11 protein-coding genes are annotated in these 12,026 nt (G+C 35.4%); all 11 read left to right on the top strand.

The features are described 5' to 3' along the window. Genes flhB through GHT08_RS03720 form a run of 11 tightly spaced genes read left to right on the top strand, consistent with a single transcriptional unit; the run spans position 1 to position 12,014 of the window. Positions 1-1,080, top strand: coding sequence for a flagellar biosynthesis protein FlhB (gene flhB, locus GHT08_RS03670; RefSeq protein WP_163579879.1), 1,080 nt, complete (start codon positions 1-3; stop codon positions 1,078-1,080). A 38-nt stretch (positions 1,081-1,118) separates the two neighbouring features. Further along, positions 1,119-3,152, top strand: a complete 2,034-nt coding sequence (gene flhA, locus GHT08_RS03675; protein WP_163579880.1) for a flagellar biosynthesis protein FlhA — start codon at positions 1,119-1,121, stop codon at positions 3,150-3,152. Next, entirely contained in the window at positions 3,149-4,258 is a 1,110-nt protein-coding gene (flhF, locus tag GHT08_RS03680) for a flagellar biosynthesis GTPase FlhF (protein WP_163579881.1), read from the top strand. The genes flhA and flhF overlap by 4 nt, the downstream gene beginning before the upstream one ends. 1 nt (position 4,259) lies before the next feature. After that, on the top strand, positions 4,260-5,114 hold the full coding sequence (locus tag GHT08_RS03685; RefSeq protein WP_163579882.1) for a MinD/ParA family protein: 855 nt from the start codon (positions 4,260-4,262) through the stop codon (positions 5,112-5,114). 6 nt (positions 5,115-5,120) lie between these two features. After that, positions 5,121-6,170, top strand: coding sequence for a protein-glutamate methylesterase/protein-glutamine glutaminase (locus GHT08_RS03690; RefSeq protein ID WP_163579883.1), 1,050 nt, complete (start codon positions 5,121-5,123; stop codon positions 6,168-6,170). Positions 6,171-6,177: 7 nt separating this feature from the next. Beyond that, positions 6,178-8,226, top strand: a complete 2,049-nt coding sequence (locus GHT08_RS03695) for a chemotaxis protein CheA (protein ID WP_163579884.1) — start codon at positions 6,178-6,180, stop codon at positions 8,224-8,226. Between the two features lie 10 nt (positions 8,227-8,236). Then, positions 8,237-8,707 (top strand): chemotaxis protein CheW, encoded by a 471-nt coding sequence (locus tag GHT08_RS03700; RefSeq protein ID WP_163579886.1) that lies wholly within the window; start codon positions 8,237-8,239, stop codon positions 8,705-8,707. A 4-nt stretch (positions 8,708-8,711) separates the two neighbouring features. Beyond that, a complete protein-coding gene (locus GHT08_RS03705; RefSeq protein WP_163579888.1) occupies positions 8,712-9,338 on the top strand; it encodes a chemotaxis protein CheC in 627 nt (208 codons plus the stop codon). Further along, positions 9,335-9,826 carry a chemotaxis protein CheD gene (locus GHT08_RS03710; RefSeq protein ID WP_163579890.1) on the top strand — a complete coding sequence of 164 codons (492 nt, stop codon included), beginning with the start codon at positions 9,335-9,337 and terminating at the stop codon, positions 9,824-9,826. Before GHT08_RS03705 ends, GHT08_RS03710 begins: the two co-directional genes overlap by 4 nt. A gap of 34 nt (positions 9,827-9,860) precedes the next feature. Beyond that, a complete protein-coding gene (locus tag GHT08_RS03715) occupies positions 9,861-10,625 on the top strand; it encodes a FliA/WhiG family RNA polymerase sigma factor (RefSeq protein WP_163579891.1) in 765 nt (254 codons plus the stop codon). A 21-nt stretch (positions 10,626-10,646) separates the two neighbouring features. After that, positions 10,647-12,014 carry a DUF342 domain-containing protein gene (locus GHT08_RS03720; RefSeq protein WP_163579893.1) on the top strand — a complete coding sequence of 456 codons (1,368 nt, stop codon included), beginning with the start codon at positions 10,647-10,649 and terminating at the stop codon, positions 12,012-12,014. Positions 12,015-12,026: the final 12 nt, after the last annotated feature.

The following is a 12,026-nucleotide window of genomic DNA, read 5'->3' on the forward strand; positions in this document are numbered from 1 at the left end:
ATGAAATTACGGCTTGATCTTCAATATTTTGCAGGCGAAAAAACAGAAAAAGCCACTCCGAAGAAAAGACAAGACGCTCGTAAAAAGGGCCAAGTTGCCAAGAGTCAAGATGTAAATACAGCCATTTTACTATTTTTTGTATTTATTATTTTGTTAGTGACAGGTGATTATCTAAAAAGCACGATGTCAGACATGTTTAGCAAATCATTCACAGAATATATTCATCATGATGTAACTGAAGAAGAACTGTTCAGTATGTTTTTAGATGTTTTGTCCCAAATAAGTATAGCTATCGCGCCCATTATGCTTATTGCAATTGTTGCTGGGCTAGCTTCAAACTTTATGCAAATAGGCTTTTTGTTTACAACTGAACCGCTAAAAATGAAATTAAATAAAATTGATCCGATTCAAGGTGCGAAGAGGATATTTTCTGCCAGAGCACTGGTGGAGTTAGTAAAATCGTTATTAAAAATTGTCGTTGTAGGTGTGATTACGTTCTCAATCATATGGATCAATCGAGATGAAATGATGATGCTAGTCGATAAAGATGTTCATGGTGCATTAGCTTTCTTTGGACAGATGACAATTCAAATGGGAGTTGCAGCGGCAATCGGATTGCTGATTATTTCGGTGATTGATTATGCTTATCAAAAATATGATTTTGAAAAACAAAACAAAATGTCTAAAAATGATGTGAAAGATGAACATAAGAATATTGAAGGGGATCCATTGATCAAATCAAAAATTAAGGAAAAGCAAAGACAGATGGCGATGCAAAGGATGATGAGTGAAGTACCTAATGCAGATGTTGTGATCACCAATCCAACTCATTATGCGATTGCAATTAAATATGATGAACGAAAGGCAGATGCGCCATATGTTGTTGCCAAAGGTGTCGATTTTGTTGCGATGCGAATCAAGGATATTGCACGAAATCATGATGTGGTAATGGTAGAAAATCGACCTTTAGCAAGAGCATTGTATGATCAAGTTGAGATTGATGAAATCATAAGTGAAGAATTTTTCCAAGCTGTAGCAGAAATTTTAGCATATGTCTATCGGATTCAAAAGAAGATTTAAGAACGTTTGTGTGTTTTACGTAAAGGAGTTGTAAGAAGATGAAAGCTAGAGATTTTTCCGTTTTATTTGGTGTTATATCTATTATTATTATGTTAGTTATTCCTCTTCCAGGGTGGTTATTAAGTATATTAATTTTAACCAATATATCTCTAGCATTAATCGTGATTTTAGTCTCCATGAATACAACAGAGGCTTTGCAATTCTCTGTTTTTCCTTCTTTACTATTGCTATTGACTTTATTCCGGTTAGGTTTGAATGTATCAACTACCAGATCTATTCTATCAGAGGCAGATGCAGGTGGCGTAGTGGAGACGTTTGGGACTTTCGTTATCGGAGATAATCCTTTGGTAGGTTTTGTTGTGTTCGTTATTTTAGTGATTATTCAATTTTTAGTTATTACCAAGGGGAGTGAGCGTGTATCAGAAGTTGCTGCTCGCTTTACATTAGATGCAATGCCAGGTAAGCAAATGAGTATCGATGCCGATTTAAATGCAGGAATGATTAATGAACAACAAGCAAAAGAACGACGGGAAAAAATTGAGCATGAAGCTGATTTTTATGGCGCAATGGATGGTGCAAGTAAATTCGTAAAAGGTGATGCCATTGCAGGTATTATTATTGTACTCATCAATATTATCTTTGGATTAATTATTGGAATGGCACAGCTTGGATTGAGTTTTAATGAAGCAATCGATATATATATGCGATTAACTGTTGGGGATGGATTAGTTAGTCAAATCCCAGCCTTACTAATATCAACAGCTACTGGGATCGTGGTTACTAGAGTTGCCTCAGAGGGTAATTTGAGTGCGGATGTCAGCAAACAATTATTGAGATATCCTACACTACTTTATATCGCGGGTGGTACGATTTTCTTCTTAGGTTTAACACCGATCAATTTTCTTCTGACAACGATGATCGCAGCTGTATTAATTGTTAGTGCATATCTGTTATCAAGAAGCACGCAGGCAGATGAAGCTCCAAGTGATGAACAGGTAGATGAAGCAGAATCGGAAGAAATGCAATCACCAGAAAATGTAGTTGGTCTGATTAATATGGATCCGATTGAATTTGAATTTGGTTATGGCTTAATTCCGTTAGCTGATTCTAATCAAGGAGGAGATTTATTAGACCGTGTTGTTATGATCAGACGTCAATTAGCAATTGAATTAGGTTTAGTTATTCCGGTGGTAAGAATTCGAGACAATATTCAGTTAAACCCTAATGAATATCGGCTTAAAATAAAAGGTAATGAAATTGCTAGAGGAGAGTTACTACTTGATCATTATTTAGCGATGAGTCCAGGTATTGAAGATGATGAATTAGAGGGTATTGATACAGTAGAACCGGCATTCGGGTTACCTGCTAAATGGATTACGGAAGATGTTCGAGATGATGCAGAAATGTCTGGTTATACGGTTGTAGATCCTCCATCTGTTGTATCGACCCATATTACAGAGTTAATCAAACGTTTTGCACACCAATTAATTGGTCGTCAAGAAACACAACAACTAATTGATCATTTGAAAGATTCTAATCCGATTTTGGTAGAAGAAGTAACACCAGAGCCATTAGCGGTTGGAGATGTCCAGAAAGTTTTAGCTAAGTTGTTGCGTGAAAATGTGTCTATTAAGAATTTGCCCGTTATTTTTGAAACATTAGCCGATTTTGCCAAAATGACAACTGATACAGATCTACTGACCGAATATGTAAGACAATCATTATCCGTTCAAATTACGAATGATATCGTACAAGGTAAGCAACAACTAAAAGTGATCACTGTTTCAGGTGAAGTGGAAAAATTAATTGCTGAACACATACAACAAACTGAGCATGGAAGTTACTTAGCAATGGACCCTGATACACAACAACAAGTGATCCATTCTGTTTCGGAAAATGTCGAGAACATGAGCTTACAGGAAGAGACTCCTGTTATCTTATGTTCACCGACCATTCGCATGTATTTTAAGCAATTATTAGATCGCTTTTATCCACATGTTATTGTTCTGTCTTACAATGAGATTGAACCAACTGCAGAAATTCAAAGCATCGGGGTGGTGAACGTAGCATGAAAGTAAAAAAATTCAAAGGTGCAACAATGCCAGAAGTGATGCAAGTCGTCAGAAAAGAATTAGGGTCTGATGCTGTTATTTTAAACTCTAAGGTCATACATGAAGGCGGATTTTTGGGACTTTTTAAGAAGAGAAAAATCGAAGTCTTAGCGGCAATGGATCAAACAAAACTGCCAAAGAGAAGAAATAACGTGAGTAAACAGGTAGTAGAACCTAAATTAGATACTCACTCTACAAGCAAGAATCCAAATCAAGAAGAGGTCTTAAAAGAATTGCGAGAAATGAAGCAATGGATGCAAAAGAATACGACAAAGGATATGGTCTTTAAGCTACCCTATCAAGTGGTTTACGATCATTTAGTCAAGCAAGAAGTAGATGAGTCAATCGCTTATGAATTAATCGAATCTATTCAAGCAAGATTTGATCATGAGGAGATAGCGGAAAGTAAAGTATGGGATCAGCTTTCTTTTGAAGTTAAGCACCGTATTGCAAACAAAGGGACTTTCGGTGGAGAAATATTTGATAAACAGTTTATTCATCTGGTTGGACCTACTGGGGTAGGAAAAACGACAACGATCGCAAAACTAGCTGCTCATTGCGTGTTAAATCGCCAAAAAAAAGTAGCATTTATAACAACAGATACGTATCGGATTGCTGCGATTGAGCAACTAAAGACTTATTCAAAAATCTTAGATGTCCCAATAGAAATCGCATATAATTTGGATGATTATAAAAAAGCGAAGGAAAAGTTTCAAGAGTATGATTATGTTTTCGTTGACACAGCTGGCAGAAATTTCAGAGATGAAAAATATATAAAAGAATTAGGTAAAATAGTTGATTTAAATTACGAGGTCAATACGTATCTAGTCCTTTCCTTAACCACTAGGGCAAAGGATCTAGAAGATATATATCAACAATTTGATAATATTCCAATCAAACAACTTATTTTAACGAAGAAAGATGAAACAACTACTTATGGTCCTGTATTAAATTTATGCTTAAAATATCAAATTGGAATTGCCTATATGACAAATGGTCAGGATGTACCAGATGATATCGAAGAAAGTTCTATAGACCAAATTGCAAAATTAATAGTTGGTGATTAAAATGGCTGATCAAGCAGCAAAGCTTAGACAAAAATTAAAAGGGGTACACAGTCATTATCATGCAAAAACGATAGCCATCGTTAGTGGTAAAGGAGGCGTAGGAAAGTCTAATATTGCATTAAACTTTTCTTTATCCTTAGCCAGTAAAGGAAAAAAAGTTTTATTATTCGATCTGGACGTTGGTATGGGTAATATTGACATATTATTAGGAAAAAGTTCTAATTATTCTATTATAAATCTGTTCGAGAATAATTTGTCGATATATGATATTATAGAAATAGGTCCAAAATCACTGTCGTATGTTGCTGGTGGTAGTGGGCAAGATCATATTTTCTATCTTGATAAGGAAAGGTTCCAACACTTTCTTGAGCAATTAGAACTACTGATGAGAGAATATGACTACATCATTTTTGATATGGGGGCAGGTGTTACACGAGAAACGATCCATTATATTTTAGCTGTTGATGAATGTATTCTTGTAACAACTCCAGAACCAACATCGATGACGGATGCATATTCCATGATCAAGCATGTGTTATTGCAACAACCAATAAAGTTTCATTTAATTATTAATCGAGCGAAAAATAAAAAGCAGGGTGTCGATATCATGAATCGGATGAATAGTGCTGTGAAGCGATTTTTACATCATGATGTTATCCCGCTTGGAACAATCCCTGATGATTCAGCTGTTACAGATGCTGTATTAGCACAGCAACCTTTTCTTATACATAACTCTAAATCGAAAGCATCAGTGGCAATCGAACATGTTGCTAATCAGTACCTAGGGGAACCATCAACAAAATCAGAAGACTCAGGATTTCTCAACAAACTCAGAAGATTAATTACAGAAAGGTAGAAATCTATGAACAAAAAACTTGTATTAGTCGTTGATGACTCAGCATTTATGCGAAAAATGATTTCAGATATTATCCATTCATCTGCTCATTTAGAAGTGATTGGTACGGCAAGAAATGGTGAAGATGCGTTGCAGAAAGTGATGGAATTAAAGCCTGATGTTATTACATTAGATGTAGAAATGCCGCTTATGGATGGTATATCAACGTTAAAAGAAATCATGAAAAAGAGGCCAACACCTATTGTTATGCTTTCTAGTTTAACGAAATCTGGTGCAGATAAAACGATAGAGGCAATGTCTTACGGGGCTGTTGACTTTATCGCAAAACCTTCAGGATCCATATCTTTAAATATTAAAGACGTTGAATCAGAGATAGTTCAAAAAGTAGAGCATGCATCACGTGCTAATTACAAGTTATCCATCAATACGTCATCTTCTATTAAAAAGAAAAGCTATAAACCTATTTCAAGTAACCGTCCGATTGTCGCAATAGGTTCTTCCACAGGAGGACCACGAGCATTACAACAAGTCATCACTAAGTTGCCAGCTGGTTTTCCATCACCGGTTGTTATTGTGCAGCATATGCCAAAAGGATTTACCAAATCATTGGCTGAGCGTCTTGATAAATTATCCAATGTCACGGTTAAAGAGGTAGAAGATGGAGATTTAATAGAGAATGGCAATGTCTACATAGCACCTGGGGGTAAGCAATTTAAAGTAAAAGAAATCGACAGCAGATTATATGCAGAAGTTAAAACAGAACAGCCGGTTAATGGGCACCAGCCATCAGTTGATGTACTGTTTGAATCGATTGCCAATGTAAAAGAGTGTCACCCTCTTGCAGTCATACTAACAGGTATGGGGAGTGATGGATCAAATGGTCTGTTACACCTCAAACAAAGACATCCTAGAACTATTGCTATATCTCAGTCGAAAGAAACCTGTGTAGTTTATGGTATGCCTCAAGCAGCAGAAAAAACTAGTTTAGTAGATTATGTAGAAGACTTGGACAATATTAGTGATGTGTTAGTGCAAAAAATCCAAACGAAGAGGTGAAATACCGATGGAAAATAACGAGTATCTTGAAGTATTTATTGAAGAAAGTAAAGAACATATTCAATCTTTAAACGATCAACTATTAATTTTAGAAAACGAACCGGAAAACATGGATACAGTAGGCGAAATCTTCCGGTCTGCACACACGTTAAAAGGTATGGCAGCGACAATGGGTTTTCAAGATCTAGCTGATTTAACTCATAAGATGGAAAATGTCCTAGATGCAGTACGAAATGATCAAGTGAAAATAACTTCTGAGATCATTGACGTGATATTTCAAGCGGTTGACCAACTGGAGGGAATGGTTTTAGATATTGCTGAAGGCGGCGATGGTTCATCAGATGTACAAGATCTTGTGAATACCTTACAGGCGATTGAAAGTAATCAAGGTTTTGAAGAGGTAAATGAATCAACTACCAACACGAGCATCAATACAATGAGTACAACAACGACAAGTGATCAAGCACATTTTGACCAACTAGATCAATTTGAATTAGCAATATTAGATCAATCAAAAGAAAATGGATTCGAGAACTTAGAAGTAACTGTGAAATTAAATGACAATTGTCTATTAAAAGCTGCTCGTGTATATATGGTGTTTGAAGTCTTAGAACAAATTGGTGAAGTAATTAAGGCCGACCCAACAGTTCAAGAGTTAGAAGAAGAAAATTTTGATCTGCAGTTTCATGTGTTATTAGTAACGAAGGATAGCGCTGAAGATGTAAAACAAAAAATTCTAAAAGTGTCTGAGATAAAGGAAGTTGTAGTATCAACGTTCGAACAAGTTGCGAGCGTACAAGAACATAATGAAGAGAAAGAAAATGTTGAAAAACAATCAAATGAACTTAAGGAATCTTCTAAGAATAAAACTGCAGATGATAGCAAGAAAAAGACTGCCAAAGGTGTTGCAAATAAGACGATTCGGGTCAATATCGACCGTCTTGATGGTTTAATGAATTTGTTTGAGGAATTAGTCATCGACAGAGGCCGTTTAGAGCAGATTTCAGCAAATCTAAAACATACAGAATTACAAGAAACTGTAGAGCGCATGTCGAGAATTTCGGGAGATTTACAAAATATTATATTAAATATGCGTATGGTTCCAATTGAACAAGTCTTTAATCGTTTCCCAAGAATGGTACGTCAGCTTTCAAAAGATTTAGGCAAAAAGATCAACCTTGAAATTGTTGGTGCAGAAACGGAATTAGACCGAACTGTTATCGATGAAATCGGTGATCCATTAGTACACTTGATTCGAAATGCATTAGATCATGGGATTGAAACACCTGAGAAACGACAGGTAGCAGGAAAAAATGATGAAGGACATTTATTATTAGAAGCGTATCATAGCGGAAATCATGTCTTTATTGAAATTTCTGATGATGGGGCAGGAATAAACAGAGAAAAAGTGGTAAACAAAGCAATTTCTAATCACGTTATTACAGAAGAGGAAGCTAAGCAGTTAACAGATAAAGAAGTATATCAGTTGATCATGTCAAGCGGCTTCTCTACTGCTGATAAGATTAGTGATGTTTCAGGTCGTGGAGTAGGTTTAGATGTAGTAAAAAATACTATCGAGTCACTTGGTGGAACGATTACGATTGAATCAGAAGAAGGAAAAGGTTCGTTATTCTCTATTCAATTACCATTAACACTATCGATTATATCTGTTCTTTTAGTAGAAGTAGAGAAAGAAAAATACGCGATTCCTTTATCATCTATTATTGAAACAGCAATAATAAGTAGATCAGAAATTCTAAATGCTCACAACAAAGAAGTAATAGATTTCCGAGGAAAAGTAGTACCATTAATAGATTTAAAGAATGTATTTGAAGTACCAACTGAAGAAGAAGACGATGAACTATATTCCGTTGTTATTATTCGTAAAGGGGACAAGATGGCAGGACTGGTTGTGGATACATTCATTGGTCAACAGGAAGTTGTTTTAAAGTCATTAGGCGATTATTTAGGAGATGTATTTGCAATATCAGGTGCCACTATTTTAGGTGATGGGCAAGTAGCGTTAATTGTTGATACGAACACATTAATAAACTAGGAGGGGTAGCATGGAAGAAACAACTAACAATCATCAATCAATTATTATCGAATTGGATAAAGAAGAATATGCGATTCCTGTAGAAGTCGTCGGAGCTATCGAGCGGATGCAACATATTACGAGAGTGCCAAAGACAGCTAATTTCGTAAAAGGTGTTATAAATCTTCGTGGTGTAGTTACACCAATTATCGACTTACGCGAGCGATTCGGAATGGAAAGGGCAGAGCATACAGAAAGTACAAGAATTATCATTATTCATATGGAGAACTATGATGTTGGTTTTATTGTAGATGCTGCCTATGACGTTTTATATATTCCAGAAGATGCGATTGAACCTGCTCCACAGGTTATTGGAACAGTAGACTCAGATTATATAGGTGGAGTAGCAAAAGTCGACAAAAGATTGATTATGCTTCTAGAATTGGAAAAAGTATTATCCCAAGAATCCTATCAGGCAGCATTTTTTGGACAAGAAGGTTAGATAAATGGTCCAGATGGAAAACTTATCGCAACATCATTTAGACGTATTAAAGGAAGTTGGTAATATTGGTGCTGGGAACGCTGCTACAGCACTCTCAAGCTTATTAGGAAAAAAGATAGAAATGTCTATTCCATCTATTAAGGTTGTTGATTTTAATGAATTAATGGATTATGTAGGTGGGCCAGAACAAGTCATTGTAAGTGTATTTTTAAGAATACAAGGGGAAGCACCTGGAAGTATGTTTTTTGTACTATCACCAGAAGAATCAAGTTCATTAGTGGAACAATTGACAGGTACATCAGGAGATAATATCGAAGAAAATAAACTCGCTATTTCAGCTATTTCTGAAATTGGCAATATTCTTTCAGGATCTTACTTATCTGCTTTATCTGATTTTACATCTATTAATATGCAACCAACTGTTCCGAATGTAACGATTGATATGGCAGCCGCTATTTTAATGCAAGGCCTTCTTGAGATTTCGCAAGAAAGTGATTATGCCATTATCATAGATACGATGATTGAGGAAGAAGAACAGTCAAACGAGTCGGTGAAAGGCCATTTCTTTTTATTACCAGACCCTGACTCTTTTGATGAAATTTTCAAAGCACTAGGGGTCGAAGAGGAATGACAATCATAACTACTGTTGTAAAAGTTGGTATAGCAGATTTAAAAGTGACTCAAATACCAAACACCATAAAAACATCTGGACTAGGGTCTTGCGTAGGAGTTGTCATCTATGAACAGAAGATAGCAGGACTTGCACATGTCATGTTACCAGATTCAACTGCATCGAAAAAAAGTCTAGTAAACGAAATGAAGTATGCAGATACATCGATTGATTTATTATTGGAGCAACTCTTGACGGAAGGAGTTAGTAAATCTAAGTTGAAAGCGAAAATAGCAGGTGGAGCACATATGTTTTCCTTTCAGTCAGATAACAATATGTTAAAAATTGGTGAACGCAATGTCGAAGCGGTGCTTGCTAAATTAAGGGAACATAAAATTCCGGTAGTAGCACAGGATGTTGGCGGCAATAAAGGGAGAACAATCGAATTCGATATCGAAACAGGCATGCTTGAAGTAAGAACAGTAAATAGTGGAATTATGCAAATTTAATTAGGATTCATTATTTTTGAAATGAGGTGATTCGATGGTCAAAGATACGTCTATGGAAAAAAGTTTGTGGAATAAATGGTTAAGCAACAAAAGTGAAGATAATACGAATGAATTAATAGAAAACTATATGTATCTGGTACATTACCATGTCCAACGAATCGCTGTTAATCTGCCTAAAAGTGTTAACAAAGATGATATCAAAAGTTTAGGGTTATTTGGATTGTTTGATGCGATATTAAAATTTGATAATAGTCGTGATTTAAAATTTGATACCTATGCTTCTTTTCGGATCAAGGGAGCTATCATTGACGGATTAAGAAAGGAAGATTGGCTGCCTCGAACGACAAGAGATAAGGTGAAAAAAATTGACCATGCAATGGAATCATTAGAACAATCACTTCAACGAGAAGTAACGACAGAAGAGGTTGCTGACTATCTAGGTTTAACTGTGGAAGAAGTAGAGGATTCATTGAAAGATAGTTTTTTTGCTAACTTGTTATCAATGGAGGAGAAAAGTAAAAATAACTCCGAAGATACAAAAGAAGGAATTGGTTATCTTATTCCAGATGATCGAGAGCCGTTACCTGAAGATAATATGGTACGAAAGGAAAACTACCAAGAATTATCGAAGTGTATCCAACAATTAAACGAAAATGAGCAAATGGTATTAAGTTTATTTTATGATAAGGAATTAACATTTACCGAAATCGGTAAAGTATTAGGCTTAACAACATCAAGGATCTCACAAATTCATAAACAAGCAATAGTAAAAGTTCGTCATTTATATAAAAAAATATAAGAGTATAGGCGGGGCTTGATCATGAATGAAATAAAAGAAAAAATAGATATTAATATCTCGAAAAATCGATTAGTGGCTACGCTGTATGTGAAAGATCCAGATGCAATAGAAGACATAACAGAGGAAGATATTCAAGAGTTACTCCAAAGTTATAACATTGAATTCGGGGTAATGAATCTAGCTGAGATAGATTGGAAACAAAAACTAATAGCGGATGAGGAATTTATCATAGCAGAAGGGAAAAAGCCGGAAAATGGTACAGATGGTAAATTAATCGTAAAGCAATCAACAGACAGTTCTTTAGCCGAAGAAGAAAAAACGAATTTTAGAGATATTACTAGAATCCCAATGGTTGAGACAAATGACATTTTGGCACAATTAATACCACCGACCGATGGTGAACAAGGGATAGATATCTTTAATAACCCAGTTAAACAAAGGAAAGGTAAGCCTTATAAGTGTAGATCAGGAGAAAATGTTTCTTTTGATGAATCAACTTATACATTTATTGCAACTTCAGATGGGCAATTATCTGTTGGTGATCAAGTCATAAATGTGTATTCACTTTATGAAGTAAATGGTGACTTATCCCTTGAAACAGGTAATATACAATTTAATGGTTCCGTAATGATTAAAGGTAATGTTCCCACTGGTTATAGTGTAACAGCAAATGGTGATGTAACGGTATATGGAATTGTAGAAGCATCCTATATTCATGCAGGTGGTAATGTCCTAATCAGAGAAGGTATTGCAGGTATGGAGAAAGCCATTGTAACGGCTGATGCGGATATTGAAGTAGGTTATATTAATCAAGCTGAAGTAACGGCAGGTAGAGATCTGAAGGTGAAGAAGTCGATCATGCATTCCAACTGTGTTGCGCAACATAATCTTTTCTGTACGAACGGAAGTATCATTGGAGGTAGTTGTTCAGCTGGAAAAGTCATGGAAGTAAAGAATTTAGGGAATTTGGCAAATTCAAAAACGGAATTAGCGTTTGGAATCAGTAAAAAAATCTTAGATCGTGTAAGCGGTTTAAAACAAAATCGAAAAGAATTAAAAAAGAACCAACAGAAATTACGAATCTTAGGTGACCAATTGAAGCAGAAGAAAGATGCTGTAGGGGAACTACCAACAAAAGAAAGAATTATGTTATTAAAACAGCGTAATATGCTTGATAAAACTAATGAAAAGTTACAGTTAATTGAGGACGAATTAAATGAATTAGAATTTGAAATTGGTAATTATGCTGGTATGAAATTAATGGTTAAAGGAAAAGCGTATGAGAATGTTGAATTAATGTTTGGTAAATATAAACGGGTTTTATATCAAGAGCATCAATATTTTCAAGCTTACTTAGAAGAAAAAGAAATAACGATTCAATCTTTATAGCTAAACTGTTAT

The sequence above is a fragment of the Gracilibacillus saliphilus genome (assembly GCF_010994085.1).
In the GTDB taxonomy this organism is placed as follows: Bacteria; Bacillota; Bacilli; order Bacillales; family Amphibacillaceae; genus Gracilibacillus; species Gracilibacillus lacisalsi.